Below are 23,066 nucleotides of genomic sequence, written 5' to 3'. Positions count from 1 at the left end.
GTTGACCGCTCAGTTGAAGAAGCGCTGGCCGTTCTTGGCCATTTCACGCAGCTTCGCGGTCGGGTGGTACAGCGGCCCCAGGTCGGCGTATTGATCGGCCAGGGCAACGAATTCGGCCACACCGATCGAGTCGATGTAGCGCAGCGCACCACCGCGGAAGGGAGGGAAGCCAATGCCGTAGACCAGGCCCATGTCGGCTTCGGCAGCGGTTTCGACGATGCCGTCTTCCAGGCAGCGCACGGTCTCCAGGCACAGCGGGATCATCATCCAGTTGATGATGTCTTCGTCGGTGACTTCACGCTGCTCGAAGACGATCGGCTTGAGCACGTCGAGCACGGTGGCGTCGGCGACCTTCTTCGGCTTGCCGCGCTTGTCGGTTTCGTAGGCGTAGAAGCCCTTGCCGTTCTTCTGGCCCAGGCGGTTGGCCTCGTAAAGTGCGTCAACGGCCGAGCGGCGCTCGTCCTTCATGCGGTCCGGGAAGCCTTCGGCCATCACGTCGCGGCCGTGGTGGCCGGTGTCGATGCCGACCACGTCCATCAGGTACGCCGGGCCCATCGGCCAGCCGAACTTTTCCATGACCTTGTCGATACGCACGAAGTCGACACCGGCGCTTACCAGCTTGGCGAAGCCGCCGAAGTACGGGAACAGCACGCGGTTGACCAGGAAGCCCGGGCAGTCGTTGACCACAATCGGGTTCTTGCCCATTTTCTTGGCGTAGGCCACGGTGGTGGCAACCGCCACTTCACTGGACTTCTCGCCACGGATGACTTCCACCAGCGGCATCATGTGCACCGGGTTGAAGAAGTGCATGCCGACGAAGTTTTCCGGGCGCTTGAGCGCCTTGGCCAGCAGATTGATGGAAATGGTCGAGGTGTTGGAAGCGAGGATCGCATCGTCCTTCACCTGGGCTTCCACTTCAGCCAGCACGGCCTGCTTGACTTTCGGGTTCTCGACCACGGCCTCGACGACGATGTCGACATTGGCGAAATCGCCATAGGACAGGGTCGGGCGAATGGCGTTGAGTGCCTCGGCCATCTTGGCCGGGGTCAGGCGGCCCTTCTCGACGCGATTGCCGAGCAGCTTGGAGGCCTCGTTCAGGCCCAGCTGGATGGCTTCCTCGCGGATATCCTTCATCAGGATCGGGGTGCCCTTGACCGCCGACTGATAGGCGATGCCGCCACCCATGATGCCGGCGCCGAGCACGGCGGCCTGCTTCACGTCGTGGGCGATTTCGTCATGCGCCTTGGCCTTGCGCTTGAGTTCCTGGTCGTTGAGGAACAGGCCGATCAGGCTCTCGGCAACCGAGGTCTTGGCCAGCTTGGCGAAGCCTGCGGCTTCGACTTCCAGGGCCTTGTCACGACCGAAGTTGGCAGCCTTCTGGATGGTCTTGATGGCTTCGACCGGGGCTGGGTAGTTAGGGCCGGCCTGGCCGGCGACGAAGCCCTTGGCAGTCTCGAAGGCCATCATCTGCTCGATGGCGTTGAGCTTGAGCTTTTCCAGCTTGGGCTGGCGCTTGGCCTTGTAGTCCAGCTCGCCACTGATGGCGCGTTTGACCAGGTCAAGGGCACCGGCCATCAGCAGTTCAGGCGCGACCACGGCGTCGACGGCACCCACTTTCAGGGCGTCCTCGGCACGGTTTTCCTTGCCGGCGGCGATCCATTCGATGGCGTTGTCCGAACCGATCAGGCGCGGCAGGCGCACGGTGCCGCCGAAGCCCGGGTAGATACCCAGCTTGACTTCCGGCAGGCCGATCTTGGCGCTGGTGGACATGACCCGGTAGTCGGCGGCCAGGCACATTTCCAGGCCGCCGCCCAGGGCGATGCCGTTGATGGCGGCGACGGTCGGCACTTCGAGGTCTTCGAAGGCGTTGAAAATGCGGTTGGCTTCCAGGTTGCCGGCGACCAGTTCGGCCTCGGGCAGCTTGAAGTTGTCGACGAACTCGGTGATGTCGGCGCCGACGATGAACACGTCCTTGCCACTGCTGACGATCACGCCCTTGACCGAGGCGTCGGCCTGGATGGCATCGACGGCCTGGCGCAGTTCGTTCAGGGTCAGGCGGTTGAACTTGTTGACGGACTCACCCTTGAGGTCGAACTTGAGCTCGACGATGCCACTTTCAAGAGCCTTAACCGTGATGGCTTTACCTTCGTAAATCATCAACTGATCTCCACGATATGGAAGCTGAACTGTACACGCCGATCGCTGCAGCAAAAGCAGGCCTAGCTGCCCTGCCCCAGGCACACCCGTCAGCGCGCTAGTCGGAAGTATGGCTTGGCGTCATGACATACAAACGCTCAATTCATACGCCCGTTTGATTTGGGTGTGCACACATTCTCCGAAAAGATCGGCGTTGTCAAATGCTCGCGAGCAAGGTGAAAACACGACTTTCCGGTCATTTTGTAGCGTCCCGGTACAAAACGTGATGACAGTGATTGCTGGCCATTCATGTCAGCGATTGACCATGAACCGCAGAAGAATGCTGCAGCTTTTGCCTTGCGCGGCGGCCTTGAACGGCTACACTGGCACTTGCTTGAATGCATACCCGGCCTGCCTGGCCTTTTCTGCGCAGCAGAACGCAAAGCGGCGACTTGGCACCCCACCCCTTCAGGGGTCGGCCAAGCCGCCGCTTTGTCGTTTAACGCCGTCAGGAGATGCGCCGTGCCTGTAGGAGCAGCCTTGCGCTGCGAAAGGGTCGACACATCCAGCCATCTGTATCCGGCATACGGGCCTCTTCGCAGCACAAGGCTGCTCCTACAGGCGTCACCAGTGAAGCAGAAGCTGGAGTTCAGGCCAGGGTTTCGAGGACGTGGGCAATATCCTGCAACACAGCGGTATCACCCCGCTCGGTCCAGTACAGCGCGATCATCCGGGCATCGGCCTCGACCTTGTAGACACTCGCCGGCAAGCGTGCCAAGGCCTCCATGAAGCGTGGGTCCTCGCAGGGTTCACGCCACTGGTTCCACCACACCCCCGGGGTGATCTGCCAGAAGCAGAAGCTGTCCTCATGCCCGCGGCGACGGGCCCGGTGGTATTGCGGGCACGGGCTTGGCGGCTGCTTTTCCAGCCAGTGCGGCCACTGCTGCGGCGCCAGCTGCATGGCCAAACCCATGCGCCGAGCCTCCAGGCGCAGCTTCATCTGCTCGCTCTGCTTGCGCGAGGTGCGCAGCCAGGAAAGCGGGCTGAGAATCAGCGCGAGGATTGACACCACCAGCAATACCGTCATATCAGTAGTTCCCATAAAACGTTGCAAATGAGCTGGTTAGCCATTTTTCACGGAAGACCCGCCCGAAAGCGACCATACTTCTTCTATCGCGATTGTCAGGAGTTCCGCTCATGTCCTACGAACATCTTCTGGTCGCCGTCGACCTGACCGAAGAATGCGACCCGGTGATCAAGCGCGCCATGGCGCTGGCCGCGCCGTCGAATGCCAAGGTTTCGCTGGTACACATCGTCGAGCCGATGGCCATGGCGTTCGGCGGCGACGTGCCGATGGACCTGTCGCAGCTGCAACAGCAGCAGTTCGACCAGGCCAAGGAACGCATGGACCGCCTGTTCAACAAATACCCGGACATCCACCGCGGCGACTCGCACCTGACCTATGGCCAGCCGCGCCAGGAAATCCACCAGCTGGCCAAGGACCAGAAGTGCGACCTGATCGTGGTCGGCAGCCATGGCCGTCATGGCCTGGCGTTGCTGCTGGGGTCCACGGCCAATGACGTGCTGCATGGGGCGCCCTGCGATGTACTGGCGGTGCGCTTGCAGAAGAAGGAATGATTCAACCGGTGCCGGCCCTTTCGCGGGTGAACCCGCTCCCACAGGTACTGCACCGTGCTCAACAGCGGTGCGGTCCTTGTGGGAGCGGGTTCACCCGCGAAGAGGCCGGGCCAGGCTAACGCCGATCAGCCTTCCAGCTCGGCCCAGCGCTCCACCAGCACATCCAGCTCACCCTGCAGCTTCTCGATCTTCGCCAGCACTGCCGACGTTTCCGCAATCGGCCGCTGATAGAAGCCCGCCGCATTCACTTCTTCCTGGGCCTCGGCCATGCGCTGCTCCAGCTCGTCGATCTGCCCCGGCAGCATTTCCAGCTCACGTTGCAGCTTGTAGCTGAGCTTCTTCTTCGAACCATCAGCCACCACTGCAACCTGCGCAGGCGCCGGCTTGGCCTCTACCTTCTCCACCACCGCGCTGTTGAGCTCGGACTTGCCGCCCTTGCTCTCGGTCACGCCCAGCAGCTTCGGTGAGCCCCCTTGGCGAATCCAGTCCTCGTAACCACCGACGTATTCACGCACCTTGCCCTCGCCTTCGAACACCAGGGTGCTGGTGACGACGTTGTCGAGGAAGGCCCGGTCGTGGCTGACCATCAGCACGGTGCCCTTGTAGTTGGACAGCACCTCCTCGAGCAGCTCGAGGGTTTCCACGTCCAGGTCGTTGGTCGGCTCGTCAAGCACCAGCAGGTTGGCCGGCTTGCTGAACAGCTTGGCCAGCAACAGCCGTGCCCGCTCGCCACCCGAGAGCGCCTTGACCGGCGTACGGGCACGCTGAGGGCTGAACAGGAAATCGCCCAGGTAGCTCAGCACATGGCGGTTCTGGCCGTCGATCTCGATGAAGTCCCGGCCTTCGGCCAGGTTGTCGATAACGGTCTTTTCCAGGTCGAGCTGGTGGCGCATCTGGTCGAAATAGGCCACTTCCAGCTTGGTGCCGCGCTCGACCTTGCCTGCGGTCGGCTCCAGGTCACCGAGCATCAGCTTTAGCAACGTGGTCTTGCCGGTACCATTCGCGCCCAGCAGGCCGATGCGGTCCTCACGCTGCAGAACCATGGAGAAGTCCTTGACCAGCACAGGCCCTTCCGGGTGATGGAAGCTGACGTTCTCCAGCACCATTACCTGCTTGCCAGACTTTTCCGCCGCCTCGATCTGGATATTGGCCTTGCCCTGGCGCTCGCGGCGTTCGCTGCGCTCCACGCGCAGGGCCTTCAGTGCGCGTACGCGGCCTTCGTTGCGGGTACGGCGGGCCTTGATGCCCTGGCGAATCCATACCTCTTCCTGGGCCAGACGCTTGTCGAACAACGCGTTGGCGGTTTCCTCGGCGGCCAGTGCGGCCTCCTTGTGCACCAGGAAGCTGGCATAGTCGCCGTTCCAGTCGATCAGGCCGCCGCGGTCCAGTTCCAGGATGCGGGTGGCCAGGTTCTGCAGGAACGAACGGTCGTGGGTGATGAACAATACCGCGCCATTGAAGCCGCGCAGGGCCTCTTCGAGCCAGGCGATGGCACCGATGTCCAGGTGGTTGGTCGGCTCGTCGAGCAGCAGCAGGTCGGGCTCCGACACCAGCGCCTGGGCCAGCAGCACGCGGCGGCGCCAGCCACCGGACAGTTCGGCCAGGGTCTTGTCGGCCGGCAGCTGCAGGCGGCTGAGGGTGCTTTCCACCACCTGCTGCAGGCGCCAGCCGTCACGGGCTTCCAGCTCGTGCTGGACGTGCATGAGTTTTTCCAGGTCTTCATCACCCTGGATGTTCAGGCTCAGGTGATGGAACTGCGCCAGCAGATCGCCCACACCATCCAGGCCTGCGGCCACCACGTCGAACACCGTGCGCTCGTCGGCCACCGGCAGCTCCTGCGGCAGCTCGCCGATCTTCAGGCCCGGGGCACGCCAGATTTCGCCGTCGTCGCCCTTCTGCTCGCCCTTGACCAGGCGCAGCATGCTCGACTTGCCGGTGCCGTTGCGGCCGATGATGCACACCCGCTCGCCACGAGCGATCTGCCAGGACACTTTGTCCAGCAGCGGCATGGCGCCGAATGCGAGGGACACATCGCTGAATTTGAGCAGGGTCATGTTGGTCTCCATAAATCGGGCGCGCATTCTACCTGACTTGGCCCTCGACGGCATCCGCCTGGCCATCCGGCAAGGGCTTTGCGACATCTGGTCGAACTTAATATCCCGATACAAGCACAGTGCTTTCACCCGCCGCCGGCAAACAGCTAAGCTAAGGCAATAGCTTCCAACAGTGCTGGCTCCGCCGTCACTTCCCCATGGTTCAACTGCCCGGACGTATCATGCGCAGCCGCCTGTTACATATTGCATCCTGCCTGCTGCTCACCGCCGCCACCTGCGCGGCGCAGGCCGCCGATCTTACCCTGCAACGCCAGTACTATGACGAGGCCAAGCGCGCGCTGGCCAAAGGCGACAAAGGCCCATACCTGCGCTATGCCCAGGCCCTCAGCGACTACCCGCTGACGCCCTACCTGGCCTACGACGAACTCACCGCCCGCCTGAAAACCGCGAGCAATCAGGAAATCGAAGGCTTCCTTGCCAAGCATGGCGACCTGCCCCAGGCCAACTGGATGAAACTGCGCTGGTTGCGCTGGCTGGCCGAACGCGGCGAATGGAACACTTTCGTCAAGTACTACGACCCCAAGCTCAACTTCACCGAACTGGACTGCCTCAACGGCCAGTACCAGCTCAGCCACGGCCTGCGCGCCGAGGGTTTTGCCACGGCCGACAAACTGTGGAACGTCGGCAAGTCGCAGCCGGCTACCTGCGACACACTGTTCGGCATGTGGGCGGCCGAGGGCCAACTGACCGAGGCCAAGCGCTGGCAACGCACCAAGCTGGCGGCCCAGGCGCGCAACTACGGCCTGGCCAACAACCTGGTCAAGACCCTGACCACCCTCGCGCCGCAGGGGCGCCTGCTGGTAGAGGTGGCGCAGAAACCCGAGCTGCTCAACCAGCCGTCGCGCTTCACCCCGGCCAACGAAGCCATGTCCGACGTGGTCAGCCTCGGCCTGCGCCGCCTTGCCCGACAGGACCCGGAGCGGGCCATGGCGCTGCTCGACGACTACGCCCAGCGCATGCACTTTTCACGCGACGAGAAGGTGGCCATCGCCCGCGAAATCGGCCTGACCCTGGCGCGCCGCTACGACCCGCGCGCGCTCGACCTGATGACCCGTTACGACCCCGAGCTGCGTGACAACACCGTCAGCGAATGGCGCCTGCGCCTGCTGCTGCGCCTGGGCCGCTGGGAAGACGCCTACGAGCTGACCCGCCGCCTGCCCCAGGACCTGGCCAACAGCAGCCGCTGGAAGTACTGGCAGGCGCGCAGCCTGGAGCTGGCACAGCCGAACAACCCACAGATCCCGCTGCTGTACAAGACCGTGGCGCGCGAGCGTGACTTCTACGGTTTCCTCGCTGCCGACCGGGCACAAACCCCTTACCAGCTGAACAACAAGCCGCTGGTGCTCAGCCCACAGCTGGTCAACAAAGTCCGCAACACCCCGGGCATCCGCCGTGCCCTGGAGTTCCACGCCCGTGGCCAGATCGTCGAAGGTCGCCGCGAGTGGTACCACGTCAGCCGCCACTTCAGCCGCGACGAAATGGTCGCCCAGGCGCGCCTGGGCTACGACCTGCGCTGGTACTTCCCGGCCATTCGCACCATCAGCCAGGCGCAGTACTGGGACGACCTGGACATCCGCTTCCCGATGGCCCACCGCGACACCCTGGTGCGCGAGGCCAAGGTCCGCGGCCTGCATTCAAGCTGGGTATTCGCCATTACCCGCCAGGAAAGTGCGTTCATGGAGGATGCCCGTTCCCCGGTCGGTGCCAGCGGCCTGATGCAGTTGATGCCGGCCACGGCCAAGGAAACCGCGCGCAAGTTCAGTATCCCGCTGGCATCACCGGCGCAGGTGCTCAACCCAGACAAGAACATCCAGCTGGGTGCGGCCTACCTGAGCCAGGTGCACAGCCAGTTCAACGGCAACCGGGTACTCGCTTCGGCAGCCTACAACGCCGGGCCCGGGCGCGTGCGGCAGTGGCTCAAAGGCGCCAAGCACCTGAGCTTCGATGTGTGGGTGGAGTCGATCCCGTTCGACGAAACGCGCCAGTATGTGCAGAACGTACTGTCGTATTCGGTGATCTATGGGCAGAAGCTGAACTCGCCGCAGCCGCTGGTGGATTGGCATGAGCGGTATTTCGATGACATGTGATTACTGGTGAGCCTGCGCCGGCCTCTTCGCGGGTAAACCCGCTCCCACAGATATTTCACCGGTCCTGAATGCGGTGCAGTATCTGTGGGAGCGGGTTTACCCGCGAAGAGGCCGGCACAGGCAACACAGCTACTCCAGGATTTCGACCTGCATCCCTACCTCCAACCACCCACTGCCATCCACCGCCAGGTTCTGCCCGAACAGCACATCCCCCTCCTTCTCACGAAAGGTCCTGAGCGTGGCCATCGGCTCGCGGTCCTCGGTACGCTCGCCGGTAGCCGGGTCGATGGTGGTAAAGATGCAGCGCACACTGGGCTTGAGCACGCGAAATTCCAGGCTGCCGATACGGATCCGCTTCCACCCATCTTCGGCAAACGGTTCGGCCCCCTGCACCACCAGGTTGGGCCGAAAACGAAGCACCTCCATTGGCCGGCCGATACGGCGGTCGAGTTCTTCCAGCGATCCCTGGTTGATCAGCAACAACGGGAAACCGTCGGGGAACGCCGCCCGGTCACTGTTGAAGCCATAGCCATTGGGCAGATAACGCGCGCGCTGCTCCGGGCAATACACCAGGCGCACGGCCTTGCCCAGCAACTGGCTGAGCCAGGCCGCCGCCGCATCGCCCGCATCCGGCACACGCAAGGTATCGCGCCAGATGGTCACGCCGCGCAGGGCGTCATCGGCAGGTGGCACAGGCACCCGCAACGGTGCCTGCCCAGGTGCTTCCAGCAGCAACTGGCCGCTGTCATCATCGCTTGCCTTGATCTGGCCTAGATGAGGCCAGGCGCGCTGGGTAAGGAAGCGTCCATTTTCTTCCTCCACCACCATCCAGCGCCGGTCGCCCTGCAACCCCAGCAACCCCACCGGTGAAGCCTGCAGGCGTTGCGCCTGCCCGGACTTCACCGGGTACCGATACAGCTCACTGAGAAACATCCCTGCCGCCTCGCGTCATGCCAAAACGCCAAGCTTATACCCGGCAGGGGCCGGGATCACGCAGTAGCGGCATCCAGCAACAGGCGTTGCTTGACCACGTCGACCAGGCGATCGGGCTGGAACTTGGACAGGAAGTTGTCGCAGCCCACCTTCTTCACCATGGATTCGTTGAAACTGCCCGACAGCGAGGTGTGCAACACCACGTACAGCCGGCGCAAACGGGCATCGCCACGGATCTCGGTGGTCAACCGGTAGCCGTCCATTTCCGGCATCTCGGCGTCGGTGAACACCATCAGCAGCTTCTCGCACACATCCTCACCAGCGTCGGCCCAACCCTTGAGCATGCGCAGCGCCTTCAGGCCATCACTGGCCACGTGCAGCTTCACGCCCAGCTGGGACAGGGTGTCGCGCAATTGCGCCAGGGCCACGCTGGAATCGTCCACCAGCAGCACTTCGCGGCCGCGGGCCCGGGCCAGCACCGGATCGGCGAGTTTGTCGCCGGAAACCCGGGCGTTGTAGGGCACGATCTCGGCCAGCACCTTCTCCACGTCGATCACTTCCACCAGCTTGTCATCGACCTTGGTGATGGCCGTCAGGTAATGCTGGCGCCCGGCGCTGGACGGCGGCGGCATGATCGCCTCCCAGTTCATGTTGACGATACGGTCGACACCGCCCACCAGGAAAGCCTGCACCGAGCGGTTGTATTCGGTGACGATGATGGTGCTGTCCGGCCCCGGCTGCAGCGGGCGCATGCCGATCGCCTGGGACAGGTCGATCACCGGCAGGGTCTGGCCGCGCAGGTTGACCACACCGCAGACGAAAGCGTGGCGCTGGGGCATCAGGGTCAACTTGGGCAGCTGCAGCACTTCCTGCACCTTGAACACGTTGATCGCGAACAACTGGCGGCCGGCCAGGCGAAACATCAGGATTTCCAGGCGGTTCTCACCCACCAGTTGCGTGCGTTGGTCTACTGTGTCGAGAATGCCAGCCATTGGAAAGCCCCCAGGCTTGAGTCGGAAAAAGTGAAATCATCCACCCTGTATCGGCGGCTTCACGCACACCTTGACCCTTGCGGGAAAATGCCGTGAAGGCAATTGATATCACTTTACCATCATGCTTTACTGCGGGAAGCGCGGGGTGATTCAGCGGGACAGCAAAAGTTCCCCACCTGAGGCCCTTATCAGGGAAACCCTTAGCTACAATCGGGTGCGACCTGATGTTCGCGATATCCTTTAGCCATTAATGTGACGCCATTCTCATTGCATGAATGGAGTCAGGCTTTTGCTAGCTATCGTTTTGGCGTGCCCGTCCCCTGTGCCAGCCCCACGCGCGGGGGCATCATGATGGACAGCGCCTTGTCGTTCGATAACGCCCTGCAGGGGTTCCTGCTGGATGCGCAGGTACTGCTGACCCAGGCTCAGGAATGCCTGCAGCATCTGGAACTGATCGACAACGACCCGGATGCTTGCCACTGCCTGGAAAATGCCCTCGACAACCTCGCTCGACAGGCCGCACATCTGGGCCTGCGCGAAGTCGCCCATTACACCACCGCCCTGCAGCAAACGCTGGCACCGGCCTGCCAGGTCGGTTGCCTGCAGCGCGAAGCCCTGCCCGCGGTAGGGGCCTGCCTGACCTTGCTGGCCTGGCAGCTGGAACTTGTAGACCCTTGCACCGGACGGCTCAACCTGGACATCGGCGAGCAGTTGGTGCTGCTGGGTGAACTGGCCAAGGCCGTGCAGCAAACGTTTGCACAACCTTGCACACCCTGCGACGAGCAAGGCAGCGTGTGCATTCACCCGCATTCCGAGACGGCAGGCAGCACGCACTCCGGCCGCTCATCTGCCACCTATTGAACTGGCGCAAAATGCAGCCGGGCACGTTCATTCAGGCCCATCCTGGCCGAACCTGGAAAATTCTCGAGGTTTTTCAGGTTGCGGGGGGCCAAGTTGAATCAACAGCGCACAAGTTCGATGGCAAGTGCATGTTGCGCGATCAAGCAAAGCGGCACTTTGCCACCCTCCCGCGCCCGCCTCGTCGGCGTTTCATGGCGTTAGCCGACCGCGACCGATGCACTGCGAAGTGGTAATATGCGCCCCCACAAACGCTTGCGGCCTGCAGCAAGGTCGCAAGATCACGTGTTTGAAAGAAAACGGCAAGTACTGCTCCAAAGCCTCTGACATGGATTGTGCAAGGCCTCCATCAGCAATACTTCAGTGGCTTCCCTACCTATGCTTCCACGCTTGAAGACTTCTTTGCTGTGCTGCTCCCGTACTACCCTGCTGCGCTGGGCGACTGTCGGGCTGTGCATTGCCTCGCTGGTCGCCAACCTGTTGCTGTACCTGGCCGATCAGGTGATCCCGGCCAGCCTGCTGGTGCTGCAACTGGCCGCCACTCTGGGCGCTACCGTGCACCTGGCCCTGGGTGCCAGGTCGATCAGCCTGCGCCCGGCGGAACTGGCCGAGCGCATGCTCAAAGTCCAGGAAGGCGAGCGCCAGCACCTGAGCCGGGAACTGCACGACGACATCGGCCAGTTGCTCACCGCCGCCAAGCTGCAGCTGCAGTGGCTGCAGAAGCGCATGCCCGACGAGCTGCAAGGCCACTGCGACGCCCTGCGCAGCACGCTGGATGACACCTTGGGCAACGTGCGCGATGTCTCCGCCCTGCTCAACCCGCGGCAGTTGGCCAGCCTGGGCCTGGAAGCCAGCCTGCGCGCACACCTGGTGCGCACCCTGGGCAACAGCGACGTTCACTGGAGCCTGGCCTGCAACCAGCGCCTGGGGGGCATCGACGAGGCCGTGGCCATGGCCGTGTTCCGCATTACCCAGGAAGCTGTGACCAACATGCTGCGCCACGCCCAGGCACGCAATCTGGTCATCCGCCTGCAGCGCACCCCCGAGGGGTTGGCGTTGTCGATCCAAGACGATGGCCGCGGCTTCGTGCCCGCCAGGCAACCGGCCGAAGCAGGCCAGCGGGGCTTGGCCGGTATGCAGGAGCGGGTAACCGCGTTGCAGGGCAGCCTGGACATTACCAGCCAGCTCGGGCTGGGCACGCACATCGAGGCGATGTTCCCATGGCCACCGCGCACCCAGCAACGCGCCAGGAGCACCGCAACCCATGACCTGTAGACTGCTGCTGGTAGACGACCACTCACTGATTCGCGCCGGTGTGCGCGCACTGGTGTGCGACATTCCCGGCTATGACGTGATCGGTGAAGCCGACGACGGCAGCCAGTTGCTCGAACAGGTGCGCACGCTGGCGCCGGACATCGTCTTGCTGGACATCTCCATGCGCTCGACCAGCGGCCTGGACGCCCTCACCCAACTGCGCGCCAGCGGCAGCACCTGCAAGGTGTTGATCCTGTCGATGCACACCGACCCGGACCTGATCATGCGGGCACTGGAGAGTGGCGCCCACGGCTACCTGCTCAAGGACACCAGCGCCACCGAGCTGGAACAGGCCCTGGCCGCGGTGCGCAACGGCGAGCGCTACCTCAGCCCAGCCGTCGCCCATACGGTCATCAACCAGGCGCTGCAGCACACCAGGCAGGGCAAGCAACCAGCTGGCGAGCGGCATAATCTCACGGCGCGACAGCTGGAGATCCTGCGCCTGATCGTGCGTGGCAAGTCCACCCGGGAAATCGCCACCGGCCTGGGCCTGTCGATCAAGACTGTGGAAACCCACCGCTCGCAGGTCATGAAACGCCTGCAAATCCATGACGTGGCCGGCCTGGTGCTGTTCGCCGTGCGCGAGAAAATCATCAGCCTGGACGACTGAGCAACGGAGACCCCTCCGGCAGGTGTAGCCGCAGTGCAGCGGGCTTGGCCTGGAAGCGTAACTTTTCGGCCTGCACTGGCTCGCCATCGAGGTTGATGTCCAGCCCCTGCGAGCACTTGATCTCCACCCAGGGCAACCTGGCCCTGACTAACAACCCGTTGCCAGCCAACAGCTCACGCAGCGCCCCAACCATCTCCTGTGGTGCCGGCAGGATGGCGATATCGAGCAAGCCGTCGTCCACCAGGGCCTCGGGGCACAGCATTTGCCCACCCCCGGCCTGGCGGCCATTGCCGATCCCCAGCGCCAGCAGGTCACCCTGCCAGTCGAAGCCTGGCCCTTGCAGCTCTACCGAGGCTGCCTGCAGTTCGCTGAAGCGCGACAACCCGGTGAACAGGTAGGCGGCCGCGCCCAGTACTTTCTTCAGGTCTTCGGAGGTATTGGCCGTGACCTGGCTGCCAAAACCGCCCGTGGCCATGTTGAGGAACAGCTGGTCACCAGCCTGGCCCAGGTCTATCGGCCGTGCGGGTATGTTCAGCAAGGCCAGGGCCGTGGCAGGCTCCAGGGGTATGCCGGCGGCCTTGGCAAAATCGTTGGCCGTGCCCAGCGGCAACAACGCCAGGCTGGCCTGGGTACCTGCCAGCCCCATGGCCTCGGCGACATCACGCAGCGTGCCATCCCCACCTCCGGCGACGATGTGGTCGTAGCCGGCGGCCAGCGCCTCGGTGACCAGCCGCTGGGCGTCACCGGCCTCCCAGGTGACCCGCACATCCAGCACCCAGCCGCTGTCGCGCAGATCATGCACGGCGCTGCGCAAGTCTTCATTCATCGCCTGCTTGCCATGCAGGATCAGCATTGCCTTGCCCGCTCGCATGTTTGTGCGCCTCCGTGAAGTGATCAACCCAGATCTCGACCCTCCGCAATCGCGGATCGTTGCATGCGCCCCAAAAAATAGCAGGCCAGCGCGATCAATTTTTGTGGGAGCGGCCTTGTGTCGCGATAGGGCCGCAGAGCGGCCCCGGCAATCTCCGCAGCGGAGCTGAAAATGTGGGGCCGCTTCGCGCCCCTATCGCGACACAAGGCCGCTCACACAAAATTGACCGTGTGGGCCGGACGTCAACCGACAAGCGTTGGCCGGTCTTTTCCCACACGCCTGGCAATGCACGGCTATGCTCAGCAAATACACTTTATTGCCACGGACGCGCCCCCGGCAGTGGTTCTACCACTGCTGCCCACGGGCGCGTCTTGCTATCCGCAGCCTTTAGCGAGGATTTCGGGTCATGCGCATTCTCTGGACACTGCCGTACCTGCCTTGGCCGACCACCAGCGGCAGCAAGACCCGGCAATACCACCTGATACGCGCACTGGCACAGCGGGGCCACCGGATTACCCTGCTGGTGCAATCGAAGATCCCCCTCGACGATGCCGCCCGCGAGGCCCTGGAACCGCTGCTCGAGCGCCTGATCGTGCTGCCCCGCCGCCCCCTGCACAGCCCGCTCAACCTGCTGGCCTCGCCGATCATCGCTTACCCCATGCGCGCAATTATCAATGGTCTGGCCCCTTGCCTGCGGCACCGCTTCGAGCAATTGCTGGACGAGCCCTGGGACGTGATCCAGATCGAGCACAGCTACAGTTTCCAGCCCTTCGAAAAAGCCCTGCAGGCACGCGGGCTGCCGTACATGCTCAGCGAGCACACCCTGGAATCAGTGATGGGGGGCGCCAACCACGATCGCCTACCGCTGTGGCTGCGCCCGCTCAACGCCTTCGACCGCTGGCGTTATCGACGCTGGGAACAGCGGGTATTGCACCAACCCACCGAACTGGTGGCAGTCAGCGCCCACGATGCCGAGCTGATAACGCAGATCAGCGGGCGCCCGGTGAACGTGGTGGTCAATGGCGTGGACTGTGATTTCTACCAGCACGTGCAACCGGCGCTGCACAGCCAGCGCCTGCTGTTCGTTGGCAACTTCGAGTATGGCGCCAACCTGGAGGCCATCGAATGGGCGCTGGAAGACATCATGCCGCAGGTATGGATGAGCAACCCGGCGGTACGCCTGGCGATTGCCGGGCATGCCATGCCGACGAGCTGGAAACTGCACTGGAACGACCCACGCATCGAATGGTTCGGCTACCGCCCCGACCTGCGTGAACTGCAGCGGCGCTCGGCACTGTTCTTCGCACCACTGCGCTATGCCGGTGGCTCCAAGGTGAAAATCCTCGAAGCGATGGCCGCCGGCTTGCCGGTAATCACCACCGGCAAGGGCGTTTCAGGCCTGGCCGCGAACAACGGTGAGCACTACCTGGGCAGTGAGGATGGCGACCAGTTGGCGCTGCTGATCACCCAGTTGCTCAACCAGCCCTGGCGCATGAGCCAGTTGAGCGACGCCGGCCGCCAGTTTGCCCGCCAGCGCCACGACTGGAGCGTGGCCGCCCAGCAACTGGAGAACGTGCACATGCGCCTGGCCCTGGCGGCACCGGTCGAGGCCGCGCCGCTGGCCAGTGCCTGGCTGGGCCGTTCAGCCAAGTAGTTCGCTGAAGGGAATGAAGGGCACGCTGTCACCCTGCTTCGGTGTACTGCCTTCACGCACTTCTACCAGCCCCTCGGCCCAGGCCGCACTGCGCAGTACGCCCGAACTCTGGTTCTTGTAGATACGCACTTGGCCTTGCTCGATGCGGGCGCGCAGGTACTCGCGGCGCGTGCCGGCCTTGGGCCAGTCAAAGCCGGCCGGCATGTCAAAGCGCAACGGCGTGACATCGGTCACGCCCTGACGCCGCAACAAGTACGGCCGGGTGAGCAGGCCGAAGGTGACCAGGGTCGAGGCCGGGTTACCCGGCAGGCCGATTACCGGCACGCCCTGGAAGTGGCCGAAGGTCAGCGGCTTGCCCGGTTTGATCGCCAGCTTCCACAAAGCCAGCTCGCCGGCTTCGCGCAGGGCGGCACCGAGGTAGTCGGCCTCACCCACCGAGACACCGCCGGTGGACAGGATCAGGTCGACATCGCCCAGTTCGGCCAGGCTGGTGCGGGTGCGTGCCAGGTCATCCGGCAGGATGCCCGCATCGACCACCTCGCAGCCCAGCCGCTGCAACCAGCTGACCAGCAGTCGGCGGTTACTGTTGTAGATCTGCCCCGGCCCCAGCGGCAGGCCAGGTTCGACCAGTTCGTCACCGGTGGACAACACCGCCACCCGCACCTTGCGCACCACATCCAGCCGGCCGTGGCCCAAGGTCGCGGCCAGGCCCAGCTCGATCGGCCCCAGCCGGGTGCCGGCGCTCATCACCTGTTCGCCCTTGCGGGTTTCCTGGCCCTGGGGACGAATGTTCTGCCCGGTCTTCAGCGCTTCGAGAAAGCGTACCCGCCCATCCTCCGCCACTTCGGTGTTTTCCTGCATTTCGACGCAGTCGGCACCTCCGGGCAGCGGCGCCCCGGTGAAGATGCGTGCGCAGGTACCCGGCTGCAGCGGCTGCGGCGCATGGCCGGCGAAAATCCGCTGGCTGACCGGCAGCGGTTCGCCCTGCCAGTCGGCCAGGCGCAGGGCGTAACCGTCCATGGCGCTGTTCGGCCAAGGCGGCAGGTCGAGCGAGGCCACCAGGTGGGTGGCCAGCACACGGCCTTCGGCCTCGGCTAGTGGCAGGTTCTCTGTGTCACGGATCGGTGCCGCTTCGGCCAATGCCAGCAACTGCTCCAGGGCCTGCTCTACCGGCATCAGCGGCCGGGCCTGGGTAACCTCAGCCACGGCTGTCGCAGGCCGCTGCCTGCTTCAGGTGCGGCACGAAGTTGCACGGGCGATGGCGGGCATCCAGCTGCTCGGCGAGGATACCGTCCCAACCGGTGCGCACCGCGTTGGTCGAACCCGGCAGGCAGCACACCAGGGTACCGTTGGCCAGCCCGGCCAGGGCGCGCGACTGAACGGTGGAGGTGCCGATGTCAGCCACGGAAATCTGCCGGAACAGCTCACCAAAGCCTTCTACCTGCTTGTCCAGCAGGCAGGCCACGGCCTCGGGCGTGCTGTCGCGGCCGGTAAAGCCGGTGCCGCCGGTGATCAGCACCACCTGCACGCTGTCATCGGCAATCCAGGTGGCGACCTGGGCGCGAATCTTGTACAGGTCGTCTTTCAGCAGCACGCGCTCGGCCAGGCGATGGCCAGCCGCGCTCAGGCGGTCGACGAACATCTGGCCGGAGGTATCGGTGTCGAAGGTGCGGGTGTCGCTGACTGTGAGCACGGCGATGTTCAGCGGCACGAAGGGGGTATCTGCCTTGGCTTTCATGGGGGTCCGTCACAAGAAGATGGGATGGCCGCAGTTATAACACAGCACGCGCCCATCACAGCTTGACGCCCGTGGCCCTTGCCCTCGATCAATGCCACAGGTTTGCCGCTATGCTGCACTGTAGACGGAACTTGCGTGGACGCCCTGCGTCTTAATGTCATCTAGCACCATCGCACTGGAGAAACACGATGATTCAACGGACCCTACCCGCCTTTCTGCTCGCCCTGGGCCTGGGCGCCCTCGCTGGCTGCGCATCGCCAACCGTCATTACCCTGAACGACGGTCGCGAAATCCAGGCCACCGACACACCGAAGTACGATGAAGACTCCGGTTTCTACGAATTCGAGCAGCTGGACGGCAAGCGCACGCGCCTGAACAAGGACCAGATCCGCACCGTCAAAGAGCTCTGATCGCAGCCTGTTTTTTGCAAAGGCCCTTTTAACAACAAGGGCTTGCGTGCAAAAAAAGTATGCAGTAGGATTTCCTTCATCGGAGTGTAGCGCAGCCAGGTAGCGCGTCTCGTTCGGGACGAGAAGGCCGCAGGTTCGAATCCTGTCTCTCCGACCAAATCCTCATCAAAAAGCCCGCCTTGTGCGGGCTTTTTGTTGTGCGTTGAAAAGTGCCCGGCCCCAGCGCGCCCCCCGTTGTGGGAGCGGCCTTGTGTCACGAAAGGGCTGCAAGGCAGCCCCCAGCAATTTGTGCAGGTCAGTGCGACACCTCGGCCTCCACCGGCACATACAGCAACTGCAGGCGTTCACTGCTCCATGCCCGGGTCTGGTTGGTCAGCGCCAGATTGTTGTTCAGCTTTTGCCCATAGCTTGGCACGATTTCCTTGAGCCTGGCCTGCCAGGCTGGCGACTGGATACGGTCCTTGAAGGTCTTTTCCAGCACGGTCAGCATGATCGGCGCCGCTGTCGAGGCCCCCGGCGAAGCTCCCAGCAACGCAGCGATGCTGCCGTCCTGCGCCGCCACCACTTCAGTACCGAACTGCAGCACACCGCCCAGGACCGGGTCCTTCTTGATCACCTGCACCCGCTGGCCGGCCTGCAGCAGCTTCCAGTCTTCGTTCTTGGCGTTGGGGAAGTACTCGCGCAGCGCGTTCATGCGGTCATCGAAACTGAGCATCAGCTGCCCCATCAGGTAGGTGCTGAGGTCGATGTTGTCGATACCGGCATTGACCATCGGTAGCACGTTGTGGCTGTTCAGCGAGGCGAACATGTCCAGCAGCGAGCCGTGCTTGAGGTACTTGGTGGAGAAGGTGGCGAACGGGCCGAACAGCAGCACCTGCTTGCCATCGATCATTCGCGTGTCCAGGTGCGGTACCGACATCGGCGGCGCGCCAACCGAGGCCTTGCCGTACAGCTTGGCCTGGTGGCGGGCGACCAGGTCGGGGTTGTCGGTCATCAGGAACTGACCACCGACCGGGAAGCCGGCATAGCCTTCGGCTTCAGGGATGCCCGACTTCTGCAGCAGCTTCAGCGCGCCACCACCGGCACCGATGAACACGAAGCGGGCGTTGACGGCCTTTTCCTCGCCGCCGTTGGCCAGATCGGCCACCCGCACATGCCAGGTGCCGTCGTCGTTGCGCACGATGTCACGCACCTCATGGCGCAGGTTCAGCGACACATTGGGGTTGCGGGTCATCGCCGCGAACAACTGGCGGGTGATTTCGCCAAAGTTCACGTCGGTACCGATGGCCATGCGCGTGGCGGCGACCTTCTGCCCCGGGTCACGGCCCTCCATCACCAACGGCGCCCACTTGCGGATCTGCTCGTGGTCTTCGGAGATTTCCATGCCGCGGAACAGCGAGCTGTGCTGCAGGGCGTCGACGCGCTTGTGCAGGAAGGCGACGTTGTCGTCACCCCAGACAAAACTCATGTGCGGCACGTTGTTGATGAACGACTTCGGGTTGCTCAGCACGCCCTGCTCGACCTGGTAGGCCCAGAACTGCTTGGAAACCTCGAACTGCTCGTTGACCCCCACGGCCTTGCTGATATCGATATTGCCGTCCTTGCCCACACTGGTGTAGTTCAACTCGCAGAACGCGGAGTGACCGGTGCCGGCGTTGTTCCAGGCATTGGAGCTTTCTTCGGCCACCTGGTCCAGGCGCTCGTAGACGTCGATCTTCCAGGAGGGCTCCAGCTCGGTGAGGTAGGTACCCAGGCTGGCACTCATGATGCCACCGCCGATCAGCAGCACGTCGACGGTCTTTTCCGGTTCCGCGGGTTTGGAGCAGCCGATGACGCCCAGGCAGAGGAACGTCAGCAGGAATTTCTTCATTGATGTTATCCAGTTGTTGTATACACGCGCGCCGCCTTGAGCAGGGAACGTGCCAACTGGGACTGGAGCAGTGAATACCGGGGGCGGGCGACGGGGTAGATGGCGGCAATCCGCCAGAGAGCATGGAATGAAGCAGTGGAAGTGGCGGGTTTCCCCAGTAGCCAACCTGGCGCCGCTCCCACAAGAGCCGCGTCAGGCGCTGAGGCGGGAGGTGACTTCACCCAGCTGCCCCGACAACCCATGCAGGCGCTGCCCCGCCTGTTCGGTATGCTGCACCGCCTGCTGGTTGGCCGTGGCGATGCGGGTGATTTCGATCAGGTTGCAGGAGATGTCCTCGGCCACGCTGGTCTGCTCTTCGGCCGCCGTGGCGATCTGCCGGTTCATGTCGCGGATCGCTTCCACTGCCAGGGTGATGCGCTGCAGCATCTGCCCGGCCTGCTGCACCTGCTCGGCACCCTCCTCGCTGCGCTGCTGGCCGCTTTCGATGGCCTTGACCGCCTCCACCGCCCCCGACTGCACCGCCTCGATGATCTGGTGGATCTCGGCGATCGACGCCGCCGTGCGCTGGGCCAGGCTGCGCACTTCATCGGCGACGACCGCAAAACCTCGCCCGGCCTCGCCGGCACGGGCCGCTTCGATGGCCGCGTTGAGCGCCAGCAGGTTGGTCTGCTCGGCAATGCCGCGGATCACTTCAAGGACTTTGCCAATGCGCGCGCTGTCATGCTCAAGGTCGCGAATCACCGCCGCCGTGCCGGCAATTTCGCGGTTGACCGCGCCGATGATGTCGATGGTCTGCTGCATCACCTGCTCGCCCGCCTGGGCACTGTGGTCGGCATCGTCCGCCGCGCGGGCGGCCTCGGCGGCGTGGCGGGCGACTTCCTGGGCGGTGGCGGACATCTCGTGCATGGCCGTGGCCACCTGGTCGGTGCGCTGAAACTGGTCGTGGGTACCACGGGCCATGTCGCCGGCGATGCTGCGCAGCTGGCCGCTGGCCCCTTCCAGTTCCTGGGCGTTGTCCTGCAGCCGGCCGACCGTGTCGGCGAGGAAATCGCGCAGGGTGTTGGCGGCCCGCGCCAGGCGGCCCAGTTCGTCCTCACGGCGGCTGTCTACCCGGGCGGCAAAGCGGCCCTGGCTCAGCTGCGCGACATACTCGATCAACTGGCGGATCGGTTCGATCAGGCTGCGGTTGACCAGCCACAGGCTGAGCAGCCCCACCAACACGGCCGAAGCCAGCATCACCAGCAGACCCAGCCATACCGTGCGCTCGGCACCGGCACTCAGGCTGGCGGCGTGCTGACGGGCTTCGGCACGCAGTTGCTCGACCAGTTCGCTCATCTGCTCGCTGACGGCGCGGTCCACGCCCTTGACCGCCTGGTCGCCGGCCACCGGGTCGCCGCCCGCCGCCAGGAATGCCTGGCGACCCTGCGCATAGGCCTGGCCCAACTGCCGGTGGCTGTCACGCAGTTGCTGCAGCGGCGCCTTGAGCCTGGCGTCGCTGCTGTCGATCAATTGCCCGAGCAGTTGCTGCACCTGCTGCTCGCGAGCCTGGAACTGCTGCCAGTACTTGTCCATGTCAGTCGGCTGGCGCCCGCGCAACAGCACATTCTTCCATTCCTGCACCTGGATCTTGAACTGCAGGTTGGCTTCGTCGATCAATTGCGAGGCCCGCAGCGGCCCATCGACCAACTCGGCATAGCCGCGCACGCTGGACGAAAGGAACTGGAAGCACACCAGGGCGATCAGCAACATCGCCACCAGACTGCCGCCGAGCAGGGAGAGAATTTGCACTCTGAGGGATTTACGCAACATCTTGGATCTCGGAAAGCAGGAGGAAGACCGGAGGGCCGCGCAAGCTGGCAACAAGGCGCAACGCAGCCCGATTGCGGGCAGGCCAAAAAAAGGCTGCCATCAAGCAATGGCAGCCAGGTCGAGCACTTACGCAACAGTTGAGCTAGATACTCTCAGGCAAATACTACAGAAATGTTACAAGGCCACTGCAAGCTACCCCGTGTTGAACTGCAAGGCCGCCAGCCGCGCATAAAGCGGGCTCTCTTCGATCAACTGGCGATGCGTCCCCACCGCCACCAGCCGGCCCTTGTCGATGACCGCGATACGGTCGGCATGCTGGACTGTAGCCAGACGATGGGCGATCACCAGTGTGGTGCGCCCGGCCATCAGGCTGGGCAGCGCCTGCTGGATCAGGTGTTCGCTTTGTGCGTCGAGTGCGCTGGTGGCTTCGTCCAGCAACAGGATCGGCGCATCGACCAGCAACGCACGGGCAATGGCCAGGCGCTGCCGCTGCCCGCCGGACAAGCCGATGCCGCCCTCGCCCAGCGGCGTCTGGTAGCCCTGCGGCAATTGCCGGATGAATGCGTCGGCATGGGCACCCCGGGCGGCTGCCTCGACCTCGGCCAGGGTCGCCTCGGGCCGGCCATAGCGGATGTTGGCCTCGACCGTGCCGCGAAACAGCGAGGGGTTCTGTGCCACCAGGGCGAACTGCTGGCGCAGGTGATCGGGGTCAAGTTCGGTGATCGCCTTGCCATCGAGAAGGATGCGCCCCTGCTGGGGGTCATAGAAGCGCAGTAACAAATCGAACAAGGTCGACTTGCCCGCCCCCGAGGGGCCCACCAGTGCCACGGTCTGCCCCGGCTCGATGGCCAGGCTGAGGCCATCGACAGCCGCCACCGAGGGCCGTGACGGATAGGCGAACACCAACTGCTGCAGCTCGATACGCCCACTGGCCCGCTGCTGCGGCAGCACCTGCGCCACGGCGGGCGGCAGGATTGCACTGCGCGCCGCCAACAGTTCGGCAATGCGCTCGGCGGCGCCCGCCGCCCTTTGCAACTCGCCGATTACCTCGCTGAGGGTGCCGAAGGCACTGCCGACGATCAGGCTGTAGAACACGAACGCGGCCAGTTCGCCCGCGGAAATGCGTCCGGCGATCACATCCATGCCGCCAACCCACAACATCACCCCCACCGCTCCCAGTACCAGCATGATCACCAGGGTGATAAGCCAGGCACGCTGGGCAATACGCTGCCGGGCCACGGCAAAAGCCGCTTCGACCGTACCGGCGAACAGCTCGCGGTCATGCGCCTGGTGGTTGTAGGCCTGCACGGTCTTGATCTGCCCGAGTGTCTCGGCCACATAGCTGCCCACATCGGCTACCCGGTCCTGGCTCTGCCGCGACAGGCTGCGTACCCGGCGGCCAAACAGCAGAATCGGCGCCAGCACCAGCGGCAGGGCCACCACCACGATGCTGGTGAGCTTGGGATTGGTGATAAACAGCAACACCACACCACCGATGACCATCAGCGCGTTGCGCAGGAACATCGACAGCGAAGAGCCGATTACCGATTGCAGCAAGGTGGTGTCGGCGGTCAGGCGCGACTGGATCTCGGAGCTGCGGTTGTCTTCGAAAAACCCGGGATGCAAGCCGATCAGGTGGTCGAACACGGCTCGACGGATATCGGCCACGCAGCGCTCGCCGATCCACGACACCAGGTAGAAGCGGCTGAAGGTACCCACCGCCAGGGCCAACACCAGCAGCAGGAACAGGCCGATGGTCTGGTTGAGCTGATGCGCGGAGCGGGTCATGAAGCCCTGGTCCACCAGCAGGCGAATGCCCTGGCCCATGGACAGGGTGATGGCGGCGGTGACTACCAGGGCCAGCAAGGCCAGCAGCATCTGGCGACGGTAAGGACGGACAAACTGCCAACCCAGGCGCAAGGCGCGGCGTTGACGTGGGGAAACCGATTCGGGCATGGCGCTGACCACAATGGTGGGAAACCGCAGCCTACCACTCATCCACGCCTGTGGAACCCTTGCAGGGTTGCTATAG

18 protein-coding genes, 1 tRNA gene and 1 pseudogene are annotated in these 23,066 nt (G+C 63.9%); 8 read left to right on the top strand and 12 right to left on the bottom strand.

Annotated features, from left to right (window positions below):
- Positions 1-9: 9 nt before the first annotated feature.
- Both fadB and M1D87_RS08430 read right to left on the bottom strand, forming a co-directional pair.
- The gene (gene fadB / locus M1D87_RS08435; protein ID WP_039614129.1) at positions 10-2,157 is read right to left on the bottom strand and encodes a fatty acid oxidation complex subunit alpha FadB; all 2,148 of its coding nucleotides are present in this window, start codon (positions 2,155-2,157) and stop codon (positions 10-12) included.
- A gap of 628 nt (positions 2,158-2,785) precedes the next feature.
- Entirely contained in the window at positions 2,786-3,223 is a 438-nt protein-coding gene (locus M1D87_RS08430; protein ID WP_123085238.1) for a hypothetical protein, read from the bottom strand.
- Positions 3,224-3,333: 110 nt separating this feature from the next.
- On the opposite strand from M1D87_RS08430, the gene M1D87_RS08425 reads away from it, so the two are divergent.
- Positions 3,334-3,774: a universal stress protein gene (locus tag M1D87_RS08425; protein WP_013971709.1), complete on the top strand. Its 441-nt coding sequence runs from the start codon at positions 3,334-3,336 to the stop codon at positions 3,772-3,774.
- A 125-nt stretch (positions 3,775-3,899) separates the two neighbouring features.
- Here M1D87_RS08425 and M1D87_RS08420 read toward each other — a convergent pair whose 3' ends face one another.
- A complete protein-coding gene (locus M1D87_RS08420; protein ID WP_024086579.1) occupies positions 3,900-5,828 on the bottom strand; it encodes an ATP-binding cassette domain-containing protein in 1,929 nt (642 codons plus the stop codon).
- 221 nt (positions 5,829-6,049) lie between these two features.
- On the opposite strand from M1D87_RS08420, the gene M1D87_RS08415 reads away from it, so the two are divergent.
- Positions 6,050-7,975 (top strand): transglycosylase SLT domain-containing protein, encoded by a 1,926-nt coding sequence (locus tag M1D87_RS08415; protein ID WP_061302839.1) that lies wholly within the window; start codon positions 6,050-6,052, stop codon positions 7,973-7,975.
- A 129-nt stretch (positions 7,976-8,104) separates the two neighbouring features.
- Here the strand turns inward: M1D87_RS08415 and M1D87_RS08410 are convergent, their stop codons facing one another.
- Together M1D87_RS08410 and M1D87_RS08405 are read right to left on the bottom strand one after the other, a co-directional pair.
- The gene (locus M1D87_RS08410; RefSeq protein WP_123085239.1) at positions 8,105-8,908 is read right to left on the bottom strand and encodes an MOSC domain-containing protein; all 804 of its coding nucleotides are present in this window, start codon (positions 8,906-8,908) and stop codon (positions 8,105-8,107) included.
- 56 nt (positions 8,909-8,964) lie between these two features.
- Positions 8,965-9,900: a chemotaxis protein CheV gene (locus tag M1D87_RS08405; RefSeq protein ID WP_013971705.1), complete on the bottom strand. Its 936-nt coding sequence runs from the start codon at positions 9,898-9,900 to the stop codon at positions 8,965-8,967.
- Between the two features lie 351 nt (positions 9,901-10,251).
- On the opposite strand from M1D87_RS08405, the gene M1D87_RS08400 reads away from it, so the two are divergent.
- The 3 genes from M1D87_RS08400 to M1D87_RS08390 all read left to right on the top strand — a co-directional run bounded on the left by M1D87_RS08400 (position 10,252) and on the right by M1D87_RS08390 (position 12,682).
- A complete protein-coding gene (locus M1D87_RS08400) occupies positions 10,252-10,761 on the top strand; it encodes a histidine kinase (RefSeq protein WP_123085243.1) in 510 nt (169 codons plus the stop codon).
- A gap of 375 nt (positions 10,762-11,136) precedes the next feature.
- Positions 11,137-12,033: a sensor histidine kinase gene (locus M1D87_RS08395; RefSeq protein WP_039614124.1), complete on the top strand. Its 897-nt coding sequence runs from the start codon at positions 11,137-11,139 to the stop codon at positions 12,031-12,033.
- Entirely contained in the window at positions 12,023-12,682 is a 660-nt protein-coding gene (locus tag M1D87_RS08390) for a response regulator (RefSeq protein ID WP_003260654.1), read from the top strand. Before M1D87_RS08395 ends, M1D87_RS08390 begins: the two co-directional genes overlap by 11 nt.
- Here the strand turns inward: M1D87_RS08390 and yegS are convergent.
- Positions 12,666-13,553, bottom strand: a complete 888-nt coding sequence (gene yegS, locus M1D87_RS08385) for a lipid kinase YegS (protein ID WP_039614122.1) — start codon at positions 13,551-13,553, stop codon at positions 12,666-12,668. The genes M1D87_RS08390 and yegS overlap by 17 nt on opposite strands.
- Positions 13,554-13,959: 406 nt before the next feature.
- Between yegS and M1D87_RS08380 the strand changes: the two genes are divergently transcribed.
- Complete coding sequence (locus M1D87_RS08380; RefSeq protein WP_123085241.1) at positions 13,960-15,207, top strand: glycosyltransferase family 4 protein; 1,248 nt, start codon at positions 13,960-13,962, stop codon at positions 15,205-15,207.
- On the opposite strand, the gene M1D87_RS08375 is transcribed toward M1D87_RS08380, so the two are convergent.
- Positions 15,196-16,383 carry a molybdopterin molybdotransferase MoeA gene (locus M1D87_RS08375; RefSeq protein WP_061551580.1) on the bottom strand — a complete coding sequence of 396 codons (1,188 nt, stop codon included), beginning with the start codon at positions 16,381-16,383 and terminating at the stop codon, positions 15,196-15,198. The genes M1D87_RS08380 and M1D87_RS08375 overlap by 12 nt on opposite strands.
- A gap of 22 nt (positions 16,384-16,405) precedes the next feature.
- Positions 16,406-16,945 carry a molybdenum cofactor biosynthesis protein B gene (moaB, locus tag M1D87_RS08370; RefSeq protein WP_013971698.1) on the bottom strand — a complete coding sequence of 180 codons (540 nt, stop codon included), beginning with the start codon at positions 16,943-16,945 and terminating at the stop codon, positions 16,406-16,408.
- Between the two features lie 188 nt (positions 16,946-17,133).
- Here moaB and M1D87_RS08365 point away from each other — a divergent pair, with 188 nt between their 5' ends.
- Positions 17,134-17,355: a YgdI/YgdR family lipoprotein gene (locus tag M1D87_RS08365; RefSeq protein WP_013971697.1), complete on the top strand. Its 222-nt coding sequence runs from the start codon at positions 17,134-17,136 to the stop codon at positions 17,353-17,355.
- 80 nt (positions 17,356-17,435) lie between these two features.
- Positions 17,436-17,512 (top strand) — tRNA-Pro (locus tag M1D87_RS08360).
- A gap of 138 nt (positions 17,513-17,650) precedes the next feature.
- Here the strand turns inward: M1D87_RS08360 and mqo are convergent.
- The 4 genes and pseudogenes from mqo to M1D87_RS08340 all read right to left on the bottom strand — a co-directional run bounded on the left by mqo (position 17,651) and on the right by M1D87_RS08340 (position 22,990).
- Complete coding sequence (gene mqo / locus M1D87_RS08355) at positions 17,651-19,225, bottom strand: malate dehydrogenase (quinone) (protein ID WP_039614119.1); 1,575 nt, start codon at positions 19,223-19,225, stop codon at positions 17,651-17,653.
- 192 nt (positions 19,226-19,417) lie between these two features.
- Positions 19,418-20,122 (bottom strand): methyl-accepting chemotaxis protein, encoded by a 705-nt coding sequence (locus M1D87_RS08350; protein WP_371053073.1) that lies wholly within the window; start codon positions 20,120-20,122, stop codon positions 19,418-19,420.
- Positions 20,123-20,350: 228 nt separating this feature from the next.
- Positions 20,351-20,461: pseudogene (locus tag M1D87_RS08345) on the bottom strand (hypothetical protein); the annotation flags it as partial.
- Between the two features lie 765 nt (positions 20,462-21,226).
- Positions 21,227-22,990 (bottom strand): ABC transporter transmembrane domain-containing protein, encoded by a 1,764-nt coding sequence (locus M1D87_RS08340; RefSeq protein ID WP_123085244.1) that lies wholly within the window; start codon positions 22,988-22,990, stop codon positions 21,227-21,229.
- Positions 22,991-23,066 lie beyond the last annotated feature (76 nt).

It is taken from the genome of Pseudomonas sp. SA233 (assembly GCF_054792385.1).
The sequence above is the reverse complement of the archived record's forward strand: the minus strand, read 5'-3'. Positions and strand labels throughout refer to the sequence as shown.

Bases quoted from the DNA above. Each gene is read 5' to 3' on its own strand.
- fadB (WP_039614129.1), bottom strand. From the start codon at position 2,157: ATGATTTACGAAGGTAAAGCCATCACGGTTAAGGCTCTTGAAAGTGGC.
- M1D87_RS08430 (WP_123085238.1), bottom strand. From the start codon at position 3,223: ATGACGGTATTGCTGGTGGTGTCAATCCTCGCGCTGATTCTCAGCCCG.
- M1D87_RS08425 (WP_013971709.1), top strand. From the start codon at position 3,334: ATGTCCTACGAACATCTTCTGGTCGCCGTCGACCTGACCGAAGAATGC.
- M1D87_RS08420 (WP_024086579.1), bottom strand. From the start codon at position 5,828: ATGACCCTGCTCAAATTCAGCGATGTGTCCCTCGCATTCGGCGCCATG.
- M1D87_RS08415 (WP_061302839.1), top strand. From the start codon at position 6,050: ATGCGCAGCCGCCTGTTACATATTGCATCCTGCCTGCTGCTCACCGCC.
- M1D87_RS08410 (WP_123085239.1), bottom strand. From the start codon at position 8,908: ATGTTTCTCAGTGAGCTGTATCGGTACCCGGTGAAGTCCGGGCAGGCG.
- M1D87_RS08405 (WP_013971705.1), bottom strand. From the start codon at position 9,900: ATGGCTGGCATTCTCGACACAGTAGACCAACGCACGCAACTGGTGGGT.
- M1D87_RS08400 (WP_123085243.1), top strand. From the start codon at position 10,252: ATGGACAGCGCCTTGTCGTTCGATAACGCCCTGCAGGGGTTCCTGCTG.
- M1D87_RS08395 (WP_039614124.1), top strand. From the start codon at position 11,137: ATGCTTCCACGCTTGAAGACTTCTTTGCTGTGCTGCTCCCGTACTACC.
- M1D87_RS08390 (WP_003260654.1), top strand. From the start codon at position 12,023: ATGACCTGTAGACTGCTGCTGGTAGACGACCACTCACTGATTCGCGCC.
- yegS (WP_039614122.1), bottom strand. From the start codon at position 13,553: ATGCGAGCGGGCAAGGCAATGCTGATCCTGCATGGCAAGCAGGCGATG.
- M1D87_RS08380 (WP_123085241.1), top strand. From the start codon at position 13,960: ATGCGCATTCTCTGGACACTGCCGTACCTGCCTTGGCCGACCACCAGC.
- M1D87_RS08375 (WP_061551580.1), bottom strand. From the start codon at position 16,383: ATGCCGGTAGAGCAGGCCCTGGAGCAGTTGCTGGCATTGGCCGAAGCG.
- moaB (WP_013971698.1), bottom strand. From the start codon at position 16,945: ATGAAAGCCAAGGCAGATACCCCCTTCGTGCCGCTGAACATCGCCGTG.
- M1D87_RS08365 (WP_013971697.1), top strand. From the start codon at position 17,134: ATGATTCAACGGACCCTACCCGCCTTTCTGCTCGCCCTGGGCCTGGGC.
- mqo (WP_039614119.1), bottom strand. From the start codon at position 19,225: ATGAAGAAATTCCTGCTGACGTTCCTCTGCCTGGGCGTCATCGGCTGC.
- M1D87_RS08350 (WP_371053073.1), bottom strand. From the start codon at position 20,122: ATGTCCGCCACCGCCCAGGAAGTCGCCCGCCACGCCGCCGAGGCCGCC.
- M1D87_RS08340 (WP_123085244.1), bottom strand. From the start codon at position 22,990: ATGCCCGAATCGGTTTCCCCACGTCAACGCCGCGCCTTGCGCCTGGGT.